The 26429-nt window shown below is 39.5% G+C and carries 22 protein-coding genes and 1 tRNA gene; 11 read left to right on the forward strand and 12 right to left on the reverse strand.

Annotation, left to right across the window (positions count from 1 at the left end; all coding sequences use genetic code 11):
- Positions 1-18 precede the first annotated feature (18 nt).
- Positions 19-405, reverse strand: a complete 387-nt coding sequence (locus A9Q68_RS07630) for a RidA family protein (RefSeq protein ID WP_071794117.1) — start codon at positions 403-405, stop codon at positions 19-21.
- Between the two features lie 216 nt (positions 406-621).
- On the opposite strand from A9Q68_RS07630, the gene A9Q68_RS07635 reads away from it, so the two are divergent.
- Entirely contained in the window at positions 622-813 is a 192-nt protein-coding gene (locus A9Q68_RS07635) for a hypothetical protein (protein WP_071794119.1), read from the forward strand.
- Positions 797-1687 carry an RluA family pseudouridine synthase gene (locus tag A9Q68_RS07640; RefSeq protein WP_071794120.1) on the forward strand — a complete coding sequence of 297 codons (891 nt, stop codon included), beginning with the start codon at positions 797-799 and terminating at the stop codon, positions 1685-1687. Before A9Q68_RS07635 ends, A9Q68_RS07640 begins: the two co-directional genes overlap by 17 nt.
- Before the next feature lie 11 nt (positions 1688-1698).
- Here the strand turns inward: A9Q68_RS07640 and A9Q68_RS07645 are convergent, their stop codons facing one another.
- Positions 1699-3333 (reverse strand): zinc ribbon domain-containing protein, encoded by a 1635-nt coding sequence (locus A9Q68_RS07645; RefSeq protein ID WP_071794122.1) that lies wholly within the window; start codon positions 3331-3333, stop codon positions 1699-1701.
- A 214-nt stretch (positions 3334-3547) separates the two neighbouring features.
- Between A9Q68_RS07645 and A9Q68_RS07650 the strand changes: the two genes are divergently transcribed.
- Positions 3548-5035, forward strand: a complete 1488-nt coding sequence (locus tag A9Q68_RS07650; protein ID WP_071794124.1) for a C69 family dipeptidase — start codon at positions 3548-3550, stop codon at positions 5033-5035.
- 95 nt (positions 5036-5130) lie between these two features.
- Here A9Q68_RS07650 and A9Q68_RS10585 read toward each other — a convergent pair whose 3' ends face one another.
- The 6 genes from A9Q68_RS10585 to A9Q68_RS07695 form a co-directional block, all read right to left on the reverse strand.
- The gene (locus tag A9Q68_RS10585) at positions 5131-9366 is read right to left on the reverse strand and encodes a G5 domain-containing protein (protein ID WP_083426044.1); all 4236 of its coding nucleotides are present in this window, start codon (positions 9364-9366) and stop codon (positions 5131-5133) included.
- A gap of 189 nt (positions 9367-9555) precedes the next feature.
- On the reverse strand, positions 9556-11184 hold the full coding sequence (groL, locus tag A9Q68_RS07675; RefSeq protein WP_071794126.1) for a chaperonin GroEL: 1629 nt from the start codon (positions 11182-11184) through the stop codon (positions 9556-9558).
- A 30-nt stretch (positions 11185-11214) separates the two neighbouring features.
- Complete coding sequence (groES, locus tag A9Q68_RS07680; protein WP_071794245.1) at positions 11215-11505, reverse strand: co-chaperone GroES; 291 nt, start codon at positions 11503-11505, stop codon at positions 11215-11217.
- Between the two features lie 153 nt (positions 11506-11658).
- Positions 11659-14100 (reverse strand): ATP-dependent Clp protease ATP-binding subunit, encoded by a 2442-nt coding sequence (locus A9Q68_RS07685; protein WP_071794128.1) that lies wholly within the window; start codon positions 14098-14100, stop codon positions 11659-11661.
- Complete coding sequence (locus A9Q68_RS07690) at positions 14100-14561, reverse strand: CtsR family transcriptional regulator (protein ID WP_071794130.1); 462 nt, start codon at positions 14559-14561, stop codon at positions 14100-14102. Before A9Q68_RS07690 ends, A9Q68_RS07685 begins: the two co-directional genes overlap by 1 nt.
- Positions 14562-14728: 167 nt before the next feature.
- Positions 14729-14932, reverse strand: a complete 204-nt coding sequence (locus tag A9Q68_RS07695; protein WP_071794246.1) for a cold-shock protein — start codon at positions 14930-14932, stop codon at positions 14729-14731.
- 292 nt (positions 14933-15224) lie between these two features.
- On the opposite strand from A9Q68_RS07695, the gene A9Q68_RS07700 reads away from it, so the two are divergent.
- From A9Q68_RS07700 to A9Q68_RS07725, 6 genes are all read left to right on the forward strand, one after another.
- A complete protein-coding gene (locus A9Q68_RS07700; protein WP_071794132.1) occupies positions 15225-15494 on the forward strand; it encodes a hypothetical protein in 270 nt (89 codons plus the stop codon).
- A gap of 1 nt (position 15495) precedes the next feature.
- The gene (locus A9Q68_RS07705) at positions 15496-17568 is read left to right on the forward strand and encodes a cation:proton antiporter (RefSeq protein ID WP_071794135.1); all 2073 of its coding nucleotides are present in this window, start codon (positions 15496-15498) and stop codon (positions 17566-17568) included.
- Between the two features lie 139 nt (positions 17569-17707).
- The gene (locus A9Q68_RS07710; RefSeq protein WP_071794136.1) at positions 17708-18670 is read left to right on the forward strand and encodes a VOC family protein; all 963 of its coding nucleotides are present in this window, start codon (positions 17708-17710) and stop codon (positions 18668-18670) included.
- A 9-nt stretch (positions 18671-18679) separates the two neighbouring features.
- On the forward strand, positions 18680-19582 hold the full coding sequence (locus tag A9Q68_RS07715; protein ID WP_071794137.1) for a VOC family protein: 903 nt from the start codon (positions 18680-18682) through the stop codon (positions 19580-19582).
- A gap of 3 nt (positions 19583-19585) precedes the next feature.
- Positions 19586-20197, forward strand: coding sequence for a flavin reductase family protein (locus tag A9Q68_RS07720; RefSeq protein ID WP_071794138.1), 612 nt, complete (start codon positions 19586-19588; stop codon positions 20195-20197).
- The gene (locus tag A9Q68_RS07725; protein WP_071794139.1) at positions 20198-20809 is read left to right on the forward strand and encodes an alpha/beta hydrolase; all 612 of its coding nucleotides are present in this window, start codon (positions 20198-20200) and stop codon (positions 20807-20809) included.
- A gap of 29 nt (positions 20810-20838) precedes the next feature.
- Here the strand turns inward: A9Q68_RS07725 and A9Q68_RS10955 are convergent, their stop codons facing one another.
- The 3 genes from A9Q68_RS10955 to A9Q68_RS07735 all read right to left on the reverse strand — a co-directional run bounded on the left by A9Q68_RS10955 (position 20839) and on the right by A9Q68_RS07735 (position 22114).
- The gene (locus tag A9Q68_RS10955; RefSeq protein WP_240494214.1) at positions 20839-21243 is read right to left on the reverse strand and encodes a hypothetical protein; all 405 of its coding nucleotides are present in this window, start codon (positions 21241-21243) and stop codon (positions 20839-20841) included.
- Positions 21240-21785 carry a DNA/RNA non-specific endonuclease gene (locus A9Q68_RS10960; RefSeq protein ID WP_240494215.1) on the reverse strand — a complete coding sequence of 182 codons (546 nt, stop codon included), beginning with the start codon at positions 21783-21785 and terminating at the stop codon, positions 21240-21242. Before A9Q68_RS10960 ends, A9Q68_RS10955 begins: the two co-directional genes overlap by 4 nt.
- A 258-nt stretch (positions 21786-22043) precedes the next feature.
- Positions 22044-22114: transfer RNA gene (locus A9Q68_RS07735), tRNA-Cys, on the reverse strand.
- A 344-nt stretch (positions 22115-22458) separates the two neighbouring features.
- Here A9Q68_RS07735 and rpsB point away from each other — a divergent pair.
- Positions 22459-23226 carry a 30S ribosomal protein S2 gene (rpsB, locus tag A9Q68_RS07740; protein WP_071794140.1) on the forward strand — a complete coding sequence of 256 codons (768 nt, stop codon included), beginning with the start codon at positions 22459-22461 and terminating at the stop codon, positions 23224-23226.
- 133 nt (positions 23227-23359) lie between these two features.
- Positions 23360-24400, forward strand: a complete 1041-nt coding sequence (gene tsf / locus A9Q68_RS07745; RefSeq protein WP_071794141.1) for a translation elongation factor Ts — start codon at positions 23360-23362, stop codon at positions 24398-24400.
- A gap of 78 nt (positions 24401-24478) precedes the next feature.
- Here tsf and A9Q68_RS07750 read toward each other — a convergent pair whose 3' ends face one another.
- A complete protein-coding gene (locus tag A9Q68_RS07750; protein WP_071794142.1) occupies positions 24479-26374 on the reverse strand; it encodes a M13 family metallopeptidase in 1896 nt (631 codons plus the stop codon).
- Positions 26375-26429: the final 55 nt, after the last annotated feature.

Genomic DNA, 26429 nt, shown 5'->3' on the forward strand with positions numbered 1-26429 from the left:
ACTATGAGAAGTCAACTTCTAGTTTGAAGTAGTTTGGATAGGTTTCGAGTAAGCAATCCCGTCAACTTGGAAAAGCAATCCTTCTGGTCCTCCATAGTGAGCGAATTCTGTCTGGATTGATTTTCGCGCTGGGTATTTACCCTTGAAGCGTTCTTTGACCACTTTCTCCATAACCGGAACATTCCAAACATCGCGGAAAAGACAATCCATCTTAACGACAGCTTCTAAGGTAAGTCCAACCAAACCTAAACGACGTTCCATTTCATCGAATGCTCCGTTAATTTGTTCTTCTATGGGGTGACCAATATTACCTGTGCAATAATTGAGAAAATAGTAATCTCCCGCTTCAACTAAACCGGTATGGGCGCTTTCCTCGTTGACATCATAACGTCTAATACTTTTCATATTTTTCCCTTTTATAATAAAAATGATTTCACCATATTATATCAATTTCTAGCGGAATCGAATATTAAAAATAGTTAAAACGGTAACTTTTATCTTAAAAAACGATTAAACTTATTACTAAACCTTAAAAAGTGTAAAAGCTAGAGGTCAAAATCGTCTGCAAAAATGATATAATGAGTCTATAGAAAATTTCAATAGAAAGAATGGGTAAAGCATATGAATAGATTTGATGCCTTTAAAGAAACATTGTCATCTGAAAGTTTAAAAGCCATCTATGATGAAACAAAATTAGAAGTTGCTAACGAGGAATTGGAAGGAACAGAGGCTTTCTCGGCTGCTCTTGCTACACAAATGGCAGTAAATCTACTTGAAAAATACCACGACTGGCTCAATGAAAATCCAAAATAATAGCAATGGCAGTTTTACAGTAACTTTTGAGAGTCCCTTTTCCCAAGTAACCGTCAAGGAACTCCTGGAAGAAAAACTCTTAATTCCACGAAAAATAAGGCATTTTTTGCGCACCAAAAAACACCTTCAAATAAATCATCAACTTATTAACTGGCAGTCCTCGGTCGAAAAAGGTAATCTCATTAGCCTAACTTTTGATCAAGAAGATTATCCTAGTAAGGCTATTCCTTTCGGCGATGCCACTCTAGTCGACTGCCTATATCAAGATGATCATCTAATCGTTGTGAATAAAGCCGAAGGTATGAAAACTCATGGTAATGAACCAAATGAATTAGCCTTACTCAACCATGTTTCTGCCTATGTCGGTCAAACCTGCCATGTCATTCATCGTTTAGATATGGAAACAAGCGGAGCCATAATCTTTGCCAAGAATCCTTTTATTCTTCCCATTATGAACCGGCTACTTGAAAACCGTTTGATTGGCAGAGACTACTGGGCTTTCGCTAATGGGACGATGACAAACAAGGACCAAGTCATAAACCTCCCTATTGGTCGCCACCGCCACGACCGAAGGAAACGCATCGTCGATTTTAAAAAAGGTCAAAGAGCAGTCACTCGGTTCAAAGTACTTAAAACATTTGACAGTGGAGAAAGTCTGGTTAATTGTCGCCTAAAAACAGGACGAACCCATCAGATTCGGGTTCATTTAAGCCATCTAGGACACCCGATTGTTGGCGATCCTTTGTATAACGAAGGCAGTCAGGGTGAGCGTCTCATGCTTCACGCCCATCGTCTCTATTTTAGACACCCTTTAACCTTAGAGGACATTAGTCTCAATGCAAAATCTAAATCATTTGAAAAAGGACTCCCTTAGGAGTCCTCTTTTTATTCTCTTTTTAATGTTAATCCTGGTAATGGTTTGCTATAATCAAATTCTTGATTACTTCCTGTTTGCCAGATAATTGGGGTAATGCTATTCCCCTCTACCCGAACACCATAATCATATTTAATATTCATACCACCAATACCGCCACCTATAACCATAATCTCACCATTTCCAGATGAGAAGTTTAGGCGATAGTCACCCTCAGATTTTTCTTCAGACTTGCTAATTTTAGCTGTCGTCATTTCATCCTTTTTCTTAGGATCCTTGTAATCTTTCTTGCGAGTCACTGTACCATCTTCAGCAAAGGTCAAGGTATAAGTGATATCATCTTTTGTTCCTGACCAGGTACCAACTAATCCTTCTGGAAGTAGAGATGGCGCTTTAACTTCATTTTTCTCATTGACAACCGTTATATTCTTAACACCCGCTTCACTGACAATGTACTTATCACCCGATTTCTTCAAGGTCATTTTACCATTAATATCTTGAGTAATATGGCCAGAAGAGCTCTTAGCTGGATCTGTGGATTTGTCATAGCCGTAGTCATAAGTTGCCGAAAAATCGATCAAATAGGATTCTTTACCAACTTGGGTCAAATTATTGAGGACAACATTTGGAATAGCAAAACTGGAGGCCTTTCGACTATCTGTCTCCAACTTGGCTTTAACACTTTCTTTCAAGCCTTTATAAAAAGCATTATTAGCCCCATTTTCAAAAACATCGTTTATGCTAGCAGAATCCTGACGGTTACTTGTGTAAATCATCAATTGATCAAAGGCCGATAAGAGATATTGACCTGCTTTTTCAGCAGAAAGTAAATTATCCACATCTAGCTTCACATCCGAACCATCTTGGATTTGGTCTAGAGCCACTTTTTTCGAAGAGATGTCACCATCTGGGAAGTTCTTTTTAACATAGGCTTGCGCAGCATGAGTTACTGGGTAGTCTTCAACCTTGTAAGTACCCTCTTTCAAGCTTCCAATACGACTGTCATCGAAATACAATTCACCATCAGTTAAATTACTTGAAACGGTAAAATTCATAAAGGTTACGGATAAATCAAGGACTTTATTTTTACCATCATAAGACTTACTGATTTCAACATCTCTCCCTTTGTATTTCCCATTGATACTTGCTTTATAATCAGCGATTGGCAAGCGTTTCAATTCTGTTGAGAACTTATCCGAATCTGATCTTGTCACAAATTTTTGATTAAGGAGAATATCCTCGTCTTTCAAATTAGTCTTAATGGTTAAAGACATGGGTCTCATGGCAACATGATAGTCAGGAAAAATACCAAAATGACGGCCTGTCGATACTAGATATTGGTCATCTGATTGGTCTGCAGATTTAAGCGCTTCTTTGACTTCCTTTACTTGTGACTTATCTAAACGTGAAAATTCAGCAAAAGTTGCCTCATCATTGGTGATAGTTTCTTTTGTGTCTGACCAAACCAAGTATTCTTTAATATTTTCAAATACTGGTCCTGATTTTTGACTTCTAGCTTTAACATAGCGATCAATGACACTAGTTTTGGAATAATAAAAGCCACCTAAAGCTAGAATACTAAGGATTAAGAGAGCAAAAATGGTTAGCGATACTTTGACCCACCTTTTTTTGAAAAAGTTCTTCATAAACTTACCCTTTCTCTATAACTTGTTCTTCATTATACCAAATTTCTCATTACTTGACTTGGTCTGAGATAAAAAAAGAAGATGATTAAAGTTGTAAAATTCTTTTAAAATTTAGATTATTTACATTTTCAGATTACTTTAAAAAATGATTGAATTTCTCTTGCGACTAGCATATAATAATTGTGGAAGCGCCTGCATTTTATGGAGGTTAGTTATGAACAAGAAGAAATTTACTCTAGCAACAGTGACTGTTATGACAGCATTGGCTTGCTACTCATCTGCGGAAGCATGTACAGGTTTTATCATTGGTAAAAACCTGACTACCGACGGATCGACTCTATTTGGTCGAACAGAAGACTTAGAACCAAACCACAATAAGACTTTCTTAGTTCGTCCTGCTAAAGACAACAAAGCTGGTGAAAAATGGAAAGATCAAGCAAATGGTTTTGAATACCCATTACCAAGTCACTCTTTCAAATACACTGCTGTTCCTGATGTAACACCTAAATATGGTGTTTACGATGAAGCTGGTATCAACGAACATGGGGTTTCCATGTCAGCAACTGTATCTGCTTCAGCCAATGATAAGATTTTAGAAAAAGACCCATATGTTGAAGATGGTCTTGCAGAATCTTCTATCACTTCAGTTGTTTTACCAAGTGTTAAAACCGCTAAAGAAGGTATTGAACTGATTGCTAAAATCGTCAAAGAAAAAGGCTCTGCGGAAGGAAATATCTTAACTCTTGCCGACAAAGATGGTATCTGGTACATGGAAATTCTGTCAGGGCACCAATATGTCGCTATTAAATTCCCAGACGATAAATTTGCTGTTTTCCCTAATACTTTCTACTTAGGGCATGTCAATTTCGACGATAAAGAAAACACCATCGCTTCTGACGGTGTCGAAAAATTAGCGAAAGATGCTGGCACATTTAAGGAAGTTGATGGTCAATTCCACATTGCTCAATCATACAATCCAAAAATGGCTGATGCCAACCGTTCACGCGTCTACTCTGGTATTAAATCTTTAGATCCTGATTCAAAAGTAACCTATAAAGACGACAACTACGAATTATTGCAAAGCACTGATAAAAAATTCTCTCTAGAGGATGCTATCAAATTGCAACGTAACCGTTTTGAAGGTTTAGAATTAAAACCATTAGACCAAATGGAATTAGATGGTAAGGGTAAACCTAAATCAAAAGATGCTGTTAAAGGTTATGCTTATCCAATCTCTAATCCAAACGTTATGGAAGCACATGTCTTCCAATTAAAAGATGATATTCCTGCTGAAATGGGTGGCGGTGTTATGTGGTTATCTATTGGTAGCCCAAGAAATGCACCTTACTTACCATACTTAGGAAATATTAGCCAAACTTACAAAGCCTACCAAGAAGACAGCACTAAGTACAACAAAGATTCTTGGTACTGGACTGTTTCACACATCAACGATATGGTTGCTGCAAATCCTAAAAAATTCGGCACAAAAGTGATTGATGAAGTGAAAGGTCTTGAAAAAACTTGGATGACTGAACAAGAAACAACTAACAAAGAAGTTGCTGAGTTAGTGGCAAGTGATCCAAAAGCTGCTCAAGAGAAAGCTGATAAAGCATCTATGGACAGAGCTGAAAAAACCTTCAAACGCTTGAAAGAAATTGAAGCTAAATTGGAAAAACAAAGTCCAAAAAAAGATAAAAATTAAGTCTAATCCATAAAAAGCAAGGTTTAAGAAAAAATCTCTTAAACCTTTTTTATAAAGCAAAAACGCTCCTGAATAAATCAGGAGCGTTTTACTAATTATTTTTCTTCTTTTTTCTTAAGTCCTAAACCTAAGCCAATGACTAAGGCACTTGACATAAGCGTTACGAGTAGATTTTGGTTATCACCAGTTGTAGGTAGGCTTTCTTTTGGAGCTTGAACAGCTTCAACTTTCGCACTTGTCTGAACCGGAGCTTTAATCCCTACAGCTTTAACAGTTGGAGCCGGTTTCCCTTCTACAGGTCTAGTTACTTCTGGTTCTAGAGTAACAACTGGAACTTCTTTTGTTCCACGCGCAATCACCTGATCAACAGCAGCGATAACAATTGTTGGATCATTGTAAACAATATTTTCAAAACGGCTATTAGCACCATCTTCAATAAAGTTAAATGATTTAACTGTCGCCAAAGTAGTTCCGAGACTTCCAGATACAAGAACTTTTTCTTGCCCTTCAGCTAATGTTGAATCTTCAACATATTGTGTGTTAAAGGCAAGTTCACCTGTCTTAGAAGCACCAACCTTATAACCAACAAGCATTGGGCGAACTTTAGAGAGAGTTGTTTCACTTGTTGTGCTTGATAAAGCACCTGCTACTGGATCAATAGTATAACTTGTAGTTGTTCTAACAATACCATCTTGTCCAGCATCCAGTACTTTAACTTCCCAATCAGCTAATGAATTATCCATAATTTCTTTATAAACAATAGTCTTAGCTTCAACAGAGTCACTAATATCACTTTGTGCACCAACTGCAATCACTTGATCCTGTGCAGCAGCTACAACTGGACTAGCGTAGACAATGTTCTCAAAGCGGCTATTAGCGCCATCTTGGATAAAGTCAAAGGATTGCACTGAAATAGTTGAGGTACCATTCTGACCTGGACTGGTTACCTGTTGTTGTCCTCTAGCTAAGCTAGTATCTGCAACATAGCGAGTCTTATAAGCAATGTTAGTTACTTTATCTGAGCCCATGCGATACTGAACAACCATTGGAGTCATTGCAGTTACAACTGTTTCAGCTACAGAAGGTGTCACTTCCCCAGTCACTGGGTTAACAGTATAGGTAGTTGTGGTTCTAGTCAAACCATCTTGACCTTGACTGACAACCTTAACTTCCCATTCAGCTAGTGAATTATCTGTAACTTCTTGATAAACAACTGTCTTCGTTTGAGCTTGATCACTGACAACTGTTTGTGTTCCTTTAGAAATAACTTTATTAATAACTTGTGGATTTGTCACTTCATTATATTGAATATTTTCAAAACGACTGTTTGCGCCATCTTGAACAAAGTTATATGCAGCTACAGATTTCGTGATTAGACCATTTTGACCTTCAGTAACAACTTTTTCAGTACCAAAAGGAATCGAATTATCTGCAACATATTCAGTTGCGAATGGCACGGTCGTTGTTTGTGTACTACCAACTTTATAGCGAACAATCATCGGACGCATTGCTGTTACTGTAGTTTCCACAATCGAAGGCGTTACAGCGCCAGTCACTGGATCAACAGTAAAAGTTGTAGTTGTACGGTTTAAACCATCTTGTCCAGCATCAGCAATTTCTACTTGCCAATCAGCTAATGAGTTATCTGTGACTTCTTGATAAATAACTGTTTTAGCAACTTGTTTATCTTGAACTTGGGTACCCGCTCCAACAGCAATGACACGATCTTGAGCCGCAACGACAACAGGACTACTATAAACAATGTTTGCAAAACGACTATTGGCACCATCTTGAACAAAATCGTAAGAGTGAACCGTTACAGTTGAAGTCCCATCTTGACCAGGTGTTACCACTACTTGGCTACCACTTGGTAAATTAGGATCCAGAACATAGCGTTTTTGATAAGCAACAGGTGTAACCTGTGCTGTTCCAGCTTGATATTGAACTATCATTGGACGCATTGCTGTTACAGTTGTCTCTGTCGTTGACGGTGTAATCACACCAGTTGTTGCATCAATTGTGTAGGTAGTTGTTGTTCTTACCAGACCATCTTGTCCAACATCAAGAACTTTAATTTGCCAATCGCCTAGAGAACCATCTTTAACTTCTTGGTAAATAACAGTCATAGCAACTTGCTTATCAACAACAGTTGGTTGAATTCCCTTAGTAATGACTTGGTCTTGAGCAGGGCTAGAAGAAATAATCGTGTCTGTTCCAACCAATTGATTATTGGTATCAAGGGCATAGGTAGTACGAACCGTTTGAGTGCCTTCAACACCAGGTTTAACAACATTTGTTTGACCTGTTGGATCATAAGCCATATTAGTATCACCAACATAGACTGTCTTATAAGTCGTTGTCGTTGTTGTTTCAGTAGGCAATGCGCCATAAATCACTTTACCATTAACAGGCGCTGTTGTTGTCGTTGTTGTTTGGTAGGCAACGACAGTTGCCGTTCTTGGATAACCAAAGAGTTTATTGTAAAGATCAGCAAAGTAATATTCGGCCGCCGCGAAAGGACTGTAGCCTGTACCATTCCCTGGGTCGTAAGCATCAATTGGACTTGAGTAAGGATTAGTCAGATATGTTGCATATGGTGTACCGAAAAGTTTGTGCATCATGTATTCGCTTAACCCTTCAGCAAAAGCTTCTTCACTGTTGTCACGATAATATGACCAAACATCTGTACGGTCAAAGTAAGTATGATACACATCTAAGAACTCTGCTGTATCGGAAAACGCCATTACTGTATCAAGAGTATTATCTGTATTTCGGTCTGTTTTTTCAGTATATAAACCACTCTTGAAATCAATAATATGAGTCATTTCATGTAAAACAGTAGCAATTAAATCCGTGTTGCTTGCTTCGTATTTTAAAGCAATTGATTGATCTGCAGAGTTTGACAGTCCAAGTGTACCAGTTCCCATTCCAGGAATTTCACCATCATAAATAACAAGACTGGCAATAATCCGTTGAACTTCAGATGGTAGAACTTGTAAGCGAGATTCAAAATCTGCTTTCTGGGCATCAGGCATAGTTGTATGACTATAATCAATGTCAATCTTAATACTGTCGCGATAGCTATTATAACGACGGGTTAAGGAATCAAATTGACGAGTCATCAAATCATAATCTGCTTGTTGTGCACTTGTCAAAGTACCCATTGCAACTAACTGATTATATGCTAATTGGGCTCTTAAATAATCTGCTTTAATGTCGGCATAAAAGGCATCATTGATAATATTGCTACTATTATACCTTAAGAAATCATCAGCTGAAGTGGTTAAATCTTCTGGAACCATTTCCATGCCATAATCTTGAGCAGATGTATTCCATATATCTTCCTTACTAGCATCTAATAAACGTGAGTAAAAGACATTATTATCTGTTAAACCTGTCACTGTTCTTAATTGGGCATTATTTGGATCTAACATCTCACTCGTAACCGGACGAATGACTTGTTTTTGTGTAGTTGTTCCATCAGGGTTAGTCACAGTAATATAATCATACATGTAGTTTTCTGCATATTGAGCATACTCACGAACAGTTGATTCAGTCGTGTTGAAATCTGATGTCAATTTTGGCACTGGAACAAAAAGCTTATCGATAGCAATCCGATCACTCGGTAATACTTGCGTTGTATCAATATGATAAAAAGATGTATCAATCCACTTGTAGCCTTCTGAATTAACAGCTGGACTTACCGGAGCTGTCGTTTCAGTTTGAATTTTGTTAGTTGTCGTAGTCGTTGTTTGACCGTCAACTGCTGGGATAATCACATCCGTACCAACCGGCTTTGTCACATCAATGCTATATTCTGTCGTTGCAGGAATAACATTTGTTACAGTTGTTGTTGGTTTAGTTCCAAGCACAATGACTGTTTCAGTTGGTTCAATCCGTTGAACAGTGATGACTGGATTGCCATTAGCATCCAATGTTCCTGTATTGGTCGTAATTAATTTTCCATCAATACCTTGTGTTTGTACTTGACGATAACCAACTGCTTGAGTAGCATCAGCGACATAACGGATTGGGCTTTTAATAACTGTTTCAGTTACAGAAGGAGTTGTTGATACTGCTAAACTAATAGCCGGTGAAAGGGTACTTGAAGTTGTTGTTACTTCTGGTGCCGTTACAGCTGCTAGGCCCTTTACCGTCCCAGTTGTTGGCGAAGTTGCTGTCACTACTGTTGAACTTGTCGCCTGCGGAGTCACAGCGCTTGTTTCTTCAGCGCTTGCCACCTGAGTTGTCAACATCACTCCTAATAAGACACTACCAACTCCTAGTACCGTTTTACGGATACTAAAAATCTCTTTTTTGTTTGAAAACATTATTTCTCTTTTCTCCTTGTAGCCTAAAGTCATACGTTTGACAATGTAACCAAATGTTAATCGCTCTACAATCTGATTGTAGCATACTAGCCCTGCTTTTACAAAAGCTTTTGATGAAATTTTTTAACAAATTAAAAAGTGTAAATGAATGCTATCATTTACACTTTTTTGCACTTGTTTTTTGAAATTTTACATCATTCCGCCCATCATGCTAGGATCCATTCCTCCTGGCATTGCTGGTGTTGCTGGCTCTGGTTTGTTAGCTACAACTGCTTCGGTTGTTAAGATTAAACTTGCGACGGATGCTGCGTTTTGAAGAGCAGAACGAGTCACTTTAACTGGGTCAATGATACCAGTTTCAATCATGTCTACCCATTCACCAGTTGCGGCGTTGAACCCTGTTCCAACAGGACTATTTTTAAGCTTATCAATTACGACTGAACCTTCAAAACCTGCGTTATAAGCAATTTGACGAACTGGTTCTTCAAGGGCACGCAAGACAATGTTACGCCCTGTTGCCTCATCGCCTGCTAACTCAAGTGCAGCAACTTTTTCAATAACAGTCACTAAGGCAGTACCACCACCTGTAACAATTCCTTCTTCTACAGCTGCACGGGTTGCGTTGAGGGCATCCTCTATCCGTAGTTTCATTTCTTTTAATTCAGTTTCTGTTGCGGCACCTACTTTGATGACTGCGACGCCACCTGCTAGTTTCGCTAAGCGTTCTTGTAATTTTTCACGGTCGAATTCTGAAGTGGTTGTTTCTAACTGAGATTTAATCAATCCTACACGATTAGCAATGGCTTCAGCAGAGCCAGATCCCTCAACAATAACTGTTGAATCTTTGTCTACAGAAACTTTAGCTGCCTGTCCAAGCGCAGCGATTGTTGCGTCTTTAAGCTCGAGGCCTAAATCTTCAGTAATCACTGTTCCACCAGTAAGAATTGCAATATCTTCTAGCATTGCTTTACGGCGGTCGCCGAATCCTGGCGCTTTAACAGCCACGACATTGAAAGTGCCACGGATTTTATTTAAAACAAGCGTTGGAAGGGCTTCGCCGTCAACATCATCTGCAATGATTAAGAGTGGACGATTTGTTTTAAGGACTTCCTCTAATAATGGAAGAATCTCTTGGATGTTAGAAATTTTTTTGTCAGTGATTAAGATAAATGGGTTTTCTAAATCAGCAACCATTTTTTCACTGTCGGTAACCATATATTGTGATAGGTAACCACGATCAAATTGCATTCCCTCAACAACTTCTAATTCTGTTTCCATACCACGTGATTCTTCGATAGTAATAACACCATCGTTACCAACACGTTCCATTGCTTCAGAAATATACTCCCCAACTTTTTCAGAACGTGATGAAACAGCAGCTACTTGAGCAATGGCTTCTTTACCTGACACAGGTTGTGCAATAACTTTTAATTCTTCTACCGCTGCTGCAGTAGCTTTTTCAATCCCACGACGAATGCCAATTGGATTGGCACCAGCTGTTACATTTTTTAATCCTTCACGAACGATAGCTTGGGTTAATACTGTAGCTGTTGTTGTCCCATCACCCGCAATATCGTTGGTTTTAGAAGCTACTTCAGAAACTAGTTTAGCTCCCATATTTTCAAAATGGTCTTCTAGTTCAATTTCTTTAGCAATTGTCACACCATCATTAGTGATCAATGGTGAACCAAAGGCTTTCTCAAGGACCACATTACGACCTTTAGGACCTAAGGTTACTTTAACGGTATCCGCTAAAATATCAACTCCACGTACCATTGCTGCACGCGCATCTGCCGAAAACTTAATATCTTTTGCCATTTTAATACCTTCTTTCTATATCCAGATGTCTTATTCAGAGATAATTGCGATAATATCAGATTCACGAATAATTGACACTTTTTCATCATTTTGTGTCACTTCTAAATCATGTCCGTTTTCAACCAAAACTTCTTGTCCAACTTGAACAGAAGGGGGAACAACTTCACCAGTAATGGTACGCATACCTGTTTCACTAACAGCAATAACTTTAGCTTTTCGAGTTGACTCCTTATGAGTACCCGCAAGAACAAACCCACCAACAGTTTGTTCTTTTTCTTCTTCAAATTTAACGACAACACGGTCACCTAATGGTTTTAACATCATTATTTCCTCCTTTGTATCATCATAATAGAATAATCAAGTTAATATTAGCACTCGTTTATGAAGAGTGCTAATTTCAATTACTATTCTATCACTTGGTCAAAATTAGTCAAGAAAAAAATACCTTATTTTTAAAAAATAAGGTATTCGTTTTTAGTTTAATTCGAATTTTAATTTGCCTTGTGACATTCCGATTTTCAAGGTCTTACCAGACTCTAGCTGGCCAGACAGAATCATTTCTGACAGCTTATCTTCAATCTCTGTTTGAATAGTTCTGCGTAACGGACGAGCTCCCATTTCCACATCATATCCTTTCACTGAAAGGTGTTTAAGTGCAGATGGCTGGAATTTTAAGGTAATGCCTTTTTCCTGCAATGTTGCAATCAATGGTTTCACCATAATCATAACCACTTGACGCATGTCTTCTTGTGTCAGACTGTGGAAGACAACTTTTTCATCAATACGGTTGATGAATTCAGGACGGTAAGCTTTTTTAAGCTCCTCTAGAATCCGTTTTTCCATAGCTTCATGGTCTTGATTAATATCACGCGCCCCAAAACCAACGGTTTTGTCATCGCGAATGGCTGTTGCTCCCAAATTACTTGTCATGATTATAATGGTATTGGTGAAATCAACCTTTCGACCACGGGAATCGGTTAACATGCCATCATCAAGAACTTGTAGCAAGACATTGAAGATATCCGGATGAGCTTTTTCAACCTCATCAAAGAGCAGGACTGAATAAGGTTTGTTCCGAACTTTTTCTGTCAGTTCGCCACCTTCATCATAACCGACATATCCTGGAGGGGCACCGTTGAGACGACTTGCTGCGAATTTTTCCATATATTCGGACATATCAAATCGGATTAGGGCAGATTCATCATCAAAAAGAACTTCCGCTAAAGCTTTAGCCAGCTCTGTTTTACCGACACCAGTTGGCCCTAGGAACATAAAGGAACCAATTGGTCTTTTACCTGTTCGAATCCCTGACTGATTACGACGGATGGCACGAGAAATGGCTGAAACAGCCTCTTCTTGACCAATAACCCGTTTGTGTAATTCTTCTTCTAATTTAAGGTATTTCTGACTATCTGCTTGACTAATTTTCTCTACAGGGATGCCTGACAATTTACTTAAGGTTGCCATGATGTCATCTTCAGTTACCGGCGTTGGTTCTGGTTTGGCAGCTTGGGCCTTCTTAAGTAGCTTGCTTACCGCTTTGAAATCACCATCTAAAATCGCCTGGTCAATTGGTGTTAAGAATGAAGGTGCTTCTTTCTTAACCAAACCTTGTACCGTTGCACTGGCCTCATCTAGTAAGTCAATGGCAGAATCTGGTAAGTTCTTACTGGTTAAGTAACGATGAGCAACTTTAACAGCTGTGTGAACAGCCTGATCCGAAATGCTAACATTATGATAAACTTCATAGGAAGACTTCAAGCCCAGCAAAATCTGATAAGCATCTTCAAGATTTGGTTCTTCAATCAAAACTTTAGCAAAACGACGGGATAAGGCTGCATCTTTTTCAATATGTTTTTGATATTCTTCTTGGGTTGTTGCCCCAACCATATGGAGGGTACCACGAGATAAGGCTGGCTTCAAGATATTAGCAGCATCTAAAGTACTGTCAATCCCACTGCCTGACCCCATGATGGTATGCAGTTCATCCACAAAAAGAATAATATGCCCATCAGCTTCAATATCATCAATGATTTGGTTCATCCGTTCTTCAAAATCACCACGAAAACGCGTTCCGGCAACGACGCTCATCATATCTAATTCAAGCACGCGCATATCTTGCAATTCATAAGGAATCGAACCATTGACAATTCGTTGCGCTAAGCCATAAGCTAGGGCTGTCTTCCCAACCCCAGCATCACCGACCAAGACAGGATTATTCTTAGTTTTACGACTAAGAACCTGGATCATGCGGGTAACTTCTTTTTCACGACCAATAACAGGTTCTAAAAGTCCTTGACTAGCCATTTGCGTTAAATCACGGGTGAAATCTGACAATTCTCCAACCGTACTGCTTGGCTTCATCATTTCTGAGAAAGAACCTGCACTTTTGGCTTTTTTAGGTTTGCGTAACTCGTAAATAGCCTTAATGGTTTCTTTACTATAAGCAGCTTGGCGCTCAATAGCTTTGCGCAAATCTGACAGTTTCAAATCACCTTGTCCATCATCACGCATTTTAAAGCCAGCCATCTCAAGCAAACGAGTCGCCATAATATCTGGATTCAATAAAATAGCAAAAAGCACATGTTCCGAACCCACTTCATCAGCTCCAGTAACCTGACGAATCGCGTTAGCAAAGTGAAGAATCTGTGTTAAGGTTCTTGATTGGCCTTTAAAAGCTAATTCTTTAATGTCGTCTTGAGGTGCTTTTCCTATGGCTAAAATAGCAGCGGCTTCATACTCTTCGACAGCTATCTTGCCATCAAATTCATTGAAAACAAGTCCCGCCAGCGAACTTTCAACCACTACCATTGCTAAAAGCAGGTGCCAAGTCTCTAAGAATTGACTCTCGAAACGGGCCGCCTGATATTGTGCCTGTTTGAAAATTTCCTGCATTTTGGGTGAATATTCAATCATTAATTGTTTCCCTTCCTGTCAATACGCTGTAATAAGCGATAAAGCATACGCGCACGAATCCTAGCTGCATCTGATCCTAAAACCTCATCTGAGGCCATGGCTAAGATAAAATTACCCTCACGTTCAGTAATCAGATGTTCATCAAACAAGAGCTGAATGGAGTCGGTAAAGACAATTTCACTAACCTCTTGACCGATATTGGCGGCTAGATTACCTATTAAATGGTGTTTATCAGAAAAATGGACTTTGGCAATCCGAATGTAGCCACCGCCACCACGTTTACTTTCTACTTCATAACCACGGCTTTCAGTAAAGCGTGTTTTAATAACATAATTAATCTGACTGGGTACAACTTGGAAGGAGTCTGCTAGAAGCGAACGCTTAATTTCAGCAATTCCTGATTGAGCTAATAACTCTTTAATATATTCTTCAATGCTATCAGATGTGTTTTTACTCGGCATCAAGTCTCTCCTTCTTTTTATTTGCAACATTTTGACTAAAACTGACTTTTATTATATCAAATTGCCGTAGCTAAAAGCAAATCTTTATCTTTATTTCTCATCGCCTCTTTAAGAACGCAAAAAGAACGCAAAAAAAAAGGCAGACTTTCATCTGTCTTCGTTGCTGACTAAGATAATTTAGTGATATTCACTGCTTGAGGGCCACGTTGACCATCTTCAACATCAAATTCCACTTTTTGTCCTTCATCTAAAGTTTTGAAACCATCAGATTGGATTGCTGAAAAATGTGCGAAGACATCTTGACCTTCTTCAGTTGAGATAAAACCGAAACCTTTTTCAGCGTTAAACCATTTAACTGTACCTTGTGCCATATACATCCACGTCCTTTCTAATTAATGCTATTGTGTAAAACTAGAGAGAAATGAAGATGATAAAACACAAATATTTACTCATTAGCTAATTACATCTCAAGTCTATCAAAGGCCAATTTCAATGTCAAGAAAAAACATTAAAAGCGCTTTAAAAATTTTAAAAAAGGTTAAAATAGATAGCGCTTTTTAAAATGCCTAACGCTTTTTCTTGAGTTAAAATGCAAACTGAGTTAAAATGACATGAAACAAGTCTATCCAGAACATTAATTTTTATTTTTCGAAAGGACATGAGATGTCTGTCAATTCCATAACGAGTCGTATCCAAGAAATGAAAGGGAAATACATCGAGGCACATGAGGATCAAACATGCCAAGGTGATTTAACCTGCTCAAATCTTAAAAAAGCCAAAAAAATTAAAAAGAAATTATTAGCTCTTGAAAAAGAACGCTGCCAATACATGTTAGAAAATAAGGACCTCACTTCAATCAATCAAAAAATTGCTCAATTAAAAGGAGTATATACCATTGACGAAGGAGATAAGCCCCTAAAAGGAGAGCACTAGAATGCCAATTTCCTTACTCGTTTTCGGCTTCCTCGTGGCCCTAATCTTGTCTAATGTTATTAACCGCATTTTTCCTCAGATACCACTACCAGCTATCCAACTGGTATTGGGGCTTCTTTTTGGTGTCTTTTCGAAGGGCAATCAACTGGTCATCAATCCTGAACTCTTTCTAGCCTTTGTCATCGCACCCTTGAATTTCCGTGAAGGACAAGAGAGTGACGTCAAAAGCTTTTTGCGTTTTCGGGCCTTTATTCTTTATCTAATCCTTCCCACCGTTCTCTTTACAACCCTGATTATGGGACTAGGTATCAGTGAAATTCTACCTATACAAATGCCCTTCGCCATTTGTTTCGCCATGGGAGCTGCCCTAGCACCGACTGATGCCGTTGCTTTCTTATCTTTAGCGAAACGATTTAAATTTACCAACCGGGTTAGAAACATCTTGACTTCAGAAGGACTCCTCAATGACGCCAGTGCCCTTGTTACTTTCCAGTTCGCCCTGACAGCTATCATGACAGGAGCCTTTTCCCTATCTAGTGCTGGACTTCATTTAACCATTGCTATTTTCGGGGGAATAGCCGTAGGCTTGGTCTTCGCCTTACTCAACCGCATATTTTTATCCGTCCTAGAAAAATTTGACGCCGCAGATGTCACTGGAGCTTTGCTACTAGAATTAACCCTGCCCATCGTATCTTATTTCGTGGCTAGCCTCTTGGATGTTTCAGCTATTATTGCCGTCGTCATAGCCGGCGTGATGCAGGCCAACAGATTAAAAAAAGTCACCTTATTTGATGCTCAAGTTGATCGCGTGACTTCAATTATCTGGGAAACCATAAATTTCATGCTCAATGGTTTTGTCTTTATTGTCTTCGGAATGGAAGCTGCTCATTTTACCGGGCCCGTCCTAACCAGTCCCGATTATAGTAACTTCTACTTGTTATTACTAGTAGTCGCCTTAACAGCTCTGCTATTCTTCCTCCGCTTCGTCTTCATCAGTCTTTTTTACCTCTATCGAAATATCCACAACAAGCGATCCTTTAAAAAATATTGGCTAGAAATTAATTTGCTGACTTTTTCAGGAGTCAAAGGAAGTGTCTCTATTGCCACAATTCTCCTACTCCCACGAGAAATAACCCAAGATTATAGTCTAATCCTTTTTATTGTCGGAGCTGTTACCCTTTTAAGTTTTTTAACAGGGCTGGTCGTTTTACCACGGTTAGCACCGGTCACAGACACTCCTAAAGATAATCTGACTAAAATTGCTATCCTAACGACTGTTATTAAAGAGTTAGAAGATGAAAGTCGTGATGACCAAAACAACAATCAAGCCGCTATCTATCACGTGGTTGACACCTATAATAAACGGATTGAAAGTCTCATCTTAGAACAGGAATCTAATGAAGTCATGGCTGATTTAGCTGAACTTCAATTAATGATCCTATCCATTGAAAGTAACGGTCTCGAGTTTGCCTTTAAGAAAAAGGAAATTTCACTCCTAGAATACCGAATCTATCAATCCTACATTAAATCTATGGAACGGGATGTCAATCGTAGCTTTGTCTCTAGCTTCACCTACGCTTTGACTATACTCTTGCGCGTTTTCCGAGGTCTCTTACATGAAATCAGCTCCTTCCAAGGATTCCATTCCATCGTTGAACGAATTAAAAAACCGAGAATTCAGCTTAGTCCAAATAACCGGGAACGTCTAACCGACCTCTTTTTGAACAATACCGAATTGGTCCTAGAAGCTTTAGAAGACCTAGAGGGTTACTACAACTCTTCTCTAGTTAACTTCTTGCAGAGCCAACGCATCCAGTATGCCGAACTGATCAATTCCGGACTCTTTGTCGAACGGGTCTTAATGCACTACCTACCAGATTCCAATGATTTACAGTTAAAAGGGTATTATTTAGAAAGACGAACCATTCATGAATTTGAACAAATGGGCGACTTAAGTTCACGTGAAACTCAAGTCTTACGTGACCAAGTCAATGAGTTAGAGAGCTTTTCCCTCCGTGAAAGCTCCCCGAATTTTGCCTACGATTTCATTAAATACCGCACCCGCCAGAAGTGACCAAAGGTCACTTCTTTTTTGACTAAACAAAACAGTTGCTATTTATCACTAATTAGTTATAAACTACAAATAGTTAAACAAAACTACCAAATCTATCCCCGAAAAGGGAGTCTTTACTACTAGGAAAAGAGGTCTCATTATGAGAGAATCAGCATTATTAGGAATCCATCACGTTACAGCCATGACCAATAGCGCAGAGCGTAACTACCGTTTTTTCACTGAAGTACTGGGCATGCGACTAGTAAAGAAAACAGTCAACCAAGATGATATCCACACTTACCATACTTTTTTTGCCGATGATCGAGGGAATGCAGGCACTGACATGAGCTTCTTTGATTTCCCCGATAATCCAAAAGGGATTCGCGGCACCAACGCTATTACCCGGATCGGCTTCCGTGTCCCAAATGATGCCGCTCTAGATTATTATTTAGAACGCTTTGACCAATATGGCGTCAAAAATGATGGCATCATCGACTTGTTTGGTCACAAAGCTCTGCCATTTGAAGAAGAAGACGGTCAACGCTACCAATTAGTCTCAGACCAACACAATCACGGTGTTGAAGCCGGTATTCCATGGCAAAATGGACCAGTCCCAACTGACAAAGCTATTTATGGCTTGGGACCAATAGAAATCACTGTCAGTTACTATGAGGATTTCAAAAATTACCTGATGCAAATTTATGACATGCATGTCCTTGAAACAAGTGACAATTATAGCATTTTGGAGGTCGGACTCGGAGGGCATGGTGGCCAAGTTATCCTTCGCCAAGACACAGAAAGCCGACAAGCCATCCAAGGCTATGGCCAAGTTCATCATGTTTCCTTCCGTGTTAAAGACTCCAAAGCCATCCAAGAGTGGGCTGATAAATATGAAAGCCTTGGTATTCTAAGCTCTGGTCTGGTTGACCGTTTCTATTTCCAAGCCCTCTATGCTCGCATTGGCCACATTCTCATTGAAATTTCAACCGATGGACCAGGATTTGCTACCGACGAACCTTATGAAACCCTCGGCGAAGCCTTATCCCTACCTCCATTCTTGGAACCAAAACGCCACATCATTGAAAATATGGTCCGCCCCTTTGATACCAGTCGTCCACACTAAGGAGTTATTATGGAAAATATCAATCGCATCCACCACATCAGTGCCATCGTTGGCAATGCCCAAGAAAACCTGGATTTTTACAGCCAAGTCCTCAATCTCCGACTGGTTAAACAAACCGTCAATTTCGATGACCCCAGTGGCTACCATCTCTATTTTACCAGCCAAAACCTTTCAGCTCCCAGTCTCATGACCTTTTTTCCTTTGGAAAATGGCCAAGCTGGAACAAAAGGCAGTGGTCAGGGAGGACGTATCCTCTTTCAAATCCCCAAAGCTTCCCTTGATTTTTGGAGCCATCGCTTAAAAAGCTTTGGTATTCCTTACCAAGAAAGAAGCCTCTTTGAAGCCAGTGCCCTCTTTTTTGAAGACCCACACCAGTTAGAATTAGCCCTAGTTGAAGGGCCAGATGTAGCAAGTACCCCAGAAATCGCTGGATTTCATGGAACTTACATGCTCTCAGCCGACTATCAGGCCAGTTACCAGTTCCTTATTAATGAATTTGGCCTGCTTCCCATAGAAGAAAACGAGGATTTCTACCATCTCAAGACAACTCGTTTGGAGGCAGACCATATCTACCTACCTAAGGTAAATTACGACCGAGGACAAATGGGCATTGGGACTGTCCATCACATTGCTTGGGCAGTTGAAAATCAAGAAGTACTCAAACAAAACCGAGACTATCTTGCTAGTATCGGACAAAATGTTACTGTGATCCGCAATCGCAAATACTTCAAGTCAATTTATTTCCGTGAACCCGGCAAAGTTATCTTTGAATTAGCGACAGATGGTCCTGGCATAACCATTGATGAACCTTTTGACCAATTAGGACAAAAACTACAATTACCTGATAAATACGAAAATAGACGCCATCAGATTGAAACAAGTCTAACCCCTTTAAGAATTCCAGAGAGGTAAACAATGATCTCATTTAATAGTAAGGACCTAAGCCCCAAAGCACAGTACAAACTGATGATTGGTAGTGTTATTCCCCGTCCCATTGCTTTTTTGACCACACAATTTGAAAATGGACAAATCAATCTTGCTCCTTTCAGCTTTTATAATATTGTCTCGCACAAGCCAGCTATCATTTCTATCAGCGTCCAAAGGCAAAATGGACAGATGAAAGACACAGCAAGTAATATTCTCAAGCAAAAAGAAGCTGTTATCCACAGCGTCACAAGCAGTAACCTAGATGCTGTGAACCAGGCCGCTAAATCCTTGGGACGCGGTCAGAGCGAATTAGCTTTAACAGGGATGAGCCTAGTGGATTCTAGCAGTATCAAAACGCCTGGGGTTGCGGAAGCACTGACCCGTTTTGAAGCAAAGCTCTACCAGCATGTCCCAATCTTAGATGAGCAAAATCAAATCATAGCTGATTTACTGCTTTTACAGATCGTCCATTTCCATATAGATAAAAAAGTCTACCAAGATGGTTGTATCTCTGCTCAAGCATTGGAGCCCATTAGTCGTCTGGCAGGTAGCGACTATGCCAAAATTGGTGATGTTTTCAGTTTAGAAAGGCCGCAATAAATGACAAAATGGTCCTATTACAAAGGTAAAGACAAGCAACCGTTATTGATTCTCCTCCATGGAACGGGCGGTGATGAGGAAAGTCTTTTTCCATTAGTTCCCTATCTCAATCCTGATGCAAATATTTTGGCCCTTCGCGGGGAAGATTCTGAAAATGGAGCATTACGCTTTTTTAAACGACTTGCTGAAGGTCAGTTTGACCAAGCTGATTTAGAGATGAGAGGGAAGCAATTAAGTAGGGAGCTGAGCCAATTCATGACAGACTATGACTTCCCAGCAGAACAAGTTATTTTGGTCGGTTTTTCAAATGGCTCTAACATGGCTATCAATCTCCTCTTACAAGACGAGAGTCCTTTTAAACAAGCCATTCTCTTTGCACCTATGTATCCCATTGATACTAGTAGCTTACAAGAAGAAAAAAGGGAAACGAAAGTCTTCATTTCCATGGGAGAAAAGGACCCTATCGTGCCACTTTCTCAAAGCCAAAAGGTCATTCACGAATTTGAATCCCGAAAAGCTCAAGTTACGCCCTTCTGGGTGAGAAGCCACGAAGTCACCTTAGAGAGTTTACAAGCAGCACATGATTGGTTATTAAACATTGAAAAAAACTAGTTATTCAACTAGTTTTTTTGATTCTTCTTTTATTCCGTCATTGAGTGCCTTTTTCCAGCAAATTGAGCTTCGGCCTCTGTCATTTCAACCACATTTTCTAATTTTGTGTTGGATGGCATGTTAGCTTTGTTATACCAATAAACTTCTGAATTTCCGTGTCCCGTTACAAAGACTATCCGATTTTCAGAACCAGCTTGTTGAGGTGAGCTTTGATCAGGACTTGCGAACTGTGAAACGCCTTGACTGCTACTGCTTTCCCCATAAGATTCTTGTGCAGAGGCTTGAACCGACTGACCTTGAGCGCTTAAAACTGTGCCATTAGCTGTTCCATCCAAGTAATTAATGACAGCATTTGGCGAAGCATTCTCTAAAAGAACCCTGGTTACCCCATAAATGTCCACTTCTTCACGATCGCTACCTAATTGAATGGTCATAATTTGACCCTTATCATCGAGACCGGCATATTGTAATTCAATTTGCGTGGAATTAATTCATCACCAGAATAGATGGCTCTAACTTGATAGTCTAACCAATAGTTGGGATGGTTGGCTACCCAGTTATCGAGTTTTGCCTCATAGAATAAGATAGACTGGTTATTCCCTTTATCCATACCAACATATTGACCTTTATTTAGCCACCCCGTCATGGGCACAATATTTTCAGCTGTCTCTTCTAAACCTGAAAATTGATACCCCACTAGATGACCACGATTCATCAACCAATCCTGCCGACTACCATCCCCATAATAGAGTTTATAATTATGCCAACCTACAGGGTTATAGTTAAGACGGGCTTTTCTCTTTTGTTTAGGCTCATCCTGATCCCGTAATTGAATATGGGCTAAAGAGGCTCTCCCTAAAGTATCTAAGGGTTCTAAATAAAGTTGCTTCTGCCCCTTAAAAAGCATCACCCCAGACTCTTGTAGCTCATGTTTATCATTTTGTGCCTGAACGCGTGCATCTACGGTACTTGACATACCGGAAACTACAAGTAGCACCAAAAAAAGAAAAGCATATGAGAGCTTAACGAAAACTCTAATCCTTCCCCTTTTCATCATGTCACCTTCTTACTATATACTCTTATCACTTCTATCATAAGCCAGGAAAACCCTTTCGTCAATAGTTTTTCCACCCTAAAACTTTTGGCTCACTCAATGACTTTTTTTGATGCAAAAAAAAAGAAGCTTGATTACTCAAGCTTCTTGTTTTTATAAAATGAATGAATTGTTACTTTAAGGCGGTAGACGGATTTGAACCGACGATCAAGCTTTTGCAGAGCCGTGCCTTACCACTTGGCTATACCGCCACAACAGTAATTATTTTACCTTAAATGTAAGTAAAGGTCAAGATAAATTTTCAAATTCTTAAGCCCCCTATAAACTAGCTTTTCGTTTCATTTTTTACAAAATCGCTGCGCATTTCCCAACTGAGACCAGCACTTCCATAGGTGTCCCTTTAAAGCCTATAACCACAGAAAACAAGGAAATATCTGATAGAATTCACTTGCTTTTCTCTCTAAATTCTGTTAGAATTATTTTGTCGTCTGTCGACAAATACTCATCTCTGATCAATTGTGGTCTTGTTGCCTTCGGGTTGGACTGCAAGTCGACGTCTGAGAGAGGAAAAAACATTATAAAGGAGAAACTACTCATGGCAGTAATTTCAATGAAACAACTTCTTGAGGCTGGTGTTCACTTTGGTCACCAAACTCGTCGCTGGAACCCTAAGATGGCTAAATACATCTTTACAGAACGTAACGGCATCCACGTTATCGACCTACAACAAACTGTTAAATTAGCTGATCAAGCTTACGAATTCGTTCGTGACGCTGCTGCTAACGACGCTGTTATCTTGTTCGTTGGTACTAAAAAACAAGCTGCTGAAGCAGTTGCTGACGAAGCAACTCGTGCAGGTCAATACTTTATCAACCACCGTTGGTTGGGGGGAACTCTTACAAACTGGGGAACAATCCAAAAACGTATCGCTCGTTTGAAAGAAATCAAACGTATGGAAGAAGAAGGAACTTTCGAAGTTCTTCCTAAAAAAGAAGTTGCACTTCTTAACAAACAACGTGCTCGTCTTGAAAAATTCCTAGGTGGTATCGAAGATATGCCTCGTATTCCAGACGTTATGTACGTTGTTGACCCACATAAAGAACAAATCGCAGTTAAAGAAGCTAAAAAACTTGGTATCCCAGTTGTAGCTATGGTTGATACAAACGCTGATCCAGATGATATCGATGTTATCATCCCAGCTAACGACGACGCTATCCGCGCTGTTAAATTAATCACTTCTAAATTAGCTGATGCTGTTATCGAAGGCCGTCAAGGTGAAGATGCAGAAGTTTCTTTCGAAGCTGAAGCTAAAGCAGATTCAATCGAAGAAATCGTTGAAGTTGTAGAAGGCGACAACAACTAAGTTTGACAAATTTACCCTTAAATCTCATTTAAGAGGACTTTGACATTCGCAATACCAAAACGGGGCAGAAAGCAAACCGCTCTGTCTCGTTTTTTTAAATTTTAATATCAAAAATATTTGGAGGATTCTACTAATGGCAGAAATTACAGCTAAGCTTGTAAAAGAATTACGTGAAAAATCTGGTGCCGGCGTTATGGACGCTAAAAAAGCACTTGTTGAAACTGATGGTGATATGGATAAAGCCGTTGAACTTTTACGTGAAAAAGGTATGGCAAAAGCAGCTAAAAAAGCTGACCGTGTTGCTGCAGAAGGACTTACAGGCGTTTATGTAAGTGGTAATCATGCTGCTGTTGTTGAAGTTAACGCTGAAACTGACTTCGTAGCGAAAAATGCTCAATTCGTTGAATTGGTTAACGAAACTGCAAAAGTTATTGCTGAAGGTAAACCTGCAAACAACGAAGAAGCTTTAGCATTAGTGATGCCTTCAGGTGAAACACTTGCTTCAGCATATGTTAACGCAACTGCTACAATTGGTGAAAAAATTTCATTCCGTCGTTTTGCACTTCTTGAAAAAACTGATGAGCAACATTTTGGTGCATACCAACATAACGGTGGACGTATCGGTGTTATTTCAGTTGTTGAAGGTGGCGATGATGCCCTTGCTAAACAAATCTCAATGCATATCGCAGCAATGAAACCAACTGTTCTTTCTTACACTGAACTTGACCCACAATTTGTGAAAGATGAACTTGCTAAACTTAACCATGACATCGAATTAGACAACGAATCTCGTGCAATGGTTGATAAAGCTCCACTTCCATTCTTACAATATGGCTCAAAAGCTCAATTGTCAGAAGATGTTATTGCTAAAGCTGAAGAAGACATTAAAGCTGAATTAGCTGCTGAAGGCAAACCAGAAAAAATCTGGGACAAAATCATCCCAGGTAAAATGGACCGCTTCATGCTTGACAACACTAAAGTTGACCAAGCTTACACTCTTCTTGCTCAAGTTTACATCATGGACGACAGCAAAACAGTTGAAGCTTACCTTAACTCAGTAAATGCAAAAGCTATTGACTTTGCTCGTTTCGAAGTTGGTGAAGGTATTGAGAAAAAAGCTAACGATTTCGAATCAGAAGTTGCTGCAACTATGGCTGCTGCTCTTAATAACTAAGAATCACAAAAACCTTGAAAATTTTCAAGGTTTTTTCTTTATTCAAAAAGGTTGAGCTGTTGCTCAACCTTTTTAATATTACCAAATAATAACCCGGTCTTCCGGACGACGCCACATCAAGTCACCTTCAGTAATCCCAAATTCTTGATGGAAATCATCAAAGTTGGTTAATGTAACATTTGTTCGCCACTCACCTGGAGCATGGACATCAACAGTTGCCATCATTTGCATAAATTCAGGACGGGCTTTCATTCGCCAAATACGAGCAAAGTTAATGAAGAATTCACGCGCTGAAAAATCACTTTCTTTCTTAGCCGCTTCTAAAGAACAAGCAACACCACCTAAGTCAGCAACGTTTTCCGAAACAGTTAATTTACCATTAACCTTAGCGCCATATGAGTCTAAGCCGTCAAATTGCTCAACAACCTTATCAGTTCTCTCTTTAAAGGCACTATAGTCTGCCTCAGTCCACCAGTCTTTCAATGAGCCATGTTCGTCGAATGATGCACCATTGGTATCAAAAGCATGTGAAATCTCATGGGCAATAACCGCACCGATACCACCATAGTTGGCAGAAGAACTTTGTTCGAGTGAATAGAAAGGTGCTTGTAAAATAGCTGCTGGGAAAACAATTTGATTCTGTTGTGGATCATAGTAAGCATTGACCATGTGAGCTGGCATATGCCATTCTTTGCGATCTACAGGTTTATTCCACTTACTCCAACTATGTGCAATTGAGATAGCTGCTAATTTTTGCGCATTTTCAACTAATGATAAGTTTTCATCAATAATCTTTTTAGCATAGGTTTCAGGCAATTGTTCTGGGTAACCAATATGTGGGGTAATCACGTTCAATTTCACGATTGCTTTCTCACGTGTTGATTCTGCCAGCCAGTCGGCCTTTTCCAAACGTGCTTTATAGACATCAATCATAGTTGCAACCTTAGCTTCCACATCAGCTTTTGCTTTTGCCGAAAAATGACCATCAGCATACCAAAGGCCTAAAGCCTGACTGTATGGGCCTTGAGCTAGATAATAAGCCGCTTTTTTCTTATTCATAGCTTGTGGTGTACCTGATAGCGCACGGCCATAAACACCTGATTCAACCCGAATAGCATCAGTTAGATAAGAATTATAAGCATTAGTGGCCCCGATAATCAAGTCTGCCTTCAACAAGTCCCAATTAGATTCTGAATAGTATTGAGACGCAAATTGGGTCCAGAAGCGTTCCTCAGGAACGATAACTTTATCTGGCACCTGACCCAAAATTTGAGTAAAGATGGCATCTAAAGGCAATTCTGGAGCTAATTTAGTGAAGTCTGCCCATTCATAAGGATGGTAAAGTTTAACATATTCAGACGATTCTTCTTGAGAAAGAACATATTGAGCCACTTGCTTGTCCAGTTCAAGTGTTTTATCTAATAAGTCTGAAATTTCTTCTTCTGAAAAATTAAAATTCCGCAGAATTTTTTCTTGCGATTGGCGCCAAACCTGACGCAATTCATCGGCCTTTTCGTGCCCTTCAACATAATAAGTTGTGTCTGGAAGTAAAATAGAAGGAGCTTCCGCCCAAAGAACATTAAGTTGGGCATTCATAAAGTCAGGAGCAACACCAAATGGGAAGAGATTAGGTTTCCCTACCATCTCATAATCTGCAATCTTAGCCGCAAAATCAGCAAAGCTTTCTAAAGCTTGGTATTCCTCAATCAAAGGCAAGACAGGAGCAACACCCACTTCTTCACGCTTATCGTAGTCAGAAGTCATCTTATGCCACTTAACAAAGTTGGCTAAAATATCGCCCTCAGGCAAGTTTTTACCCTCAAGCCATTGATCCGTTGTCTCAAGCATCAAGTTTTCAATTTCATCAGCCAAGTCAGAGAAGCCACCCGTTCTTGGTTTATCATCAGGAATCACAGCTGTCTCAGCCCATTCCCCATTAACAGCTTCATAAAAATTCTCTTTATAATCGACCATCATGTCTCCTTTTCTATTCTCCTAAAACATAGGAGTATCATCTCTCCCATTGTAC

It is taken from the genome of Streptococcus bovimastitidis, assembly GCF_001885095.1.
GTDB classification, from domain to species: domain Bacteria; phylum Bacillota; class Bacilli; order Lactobacillales; family Streptococcaceae; genus Streptococcus; species Streptococcus bovimastitidis.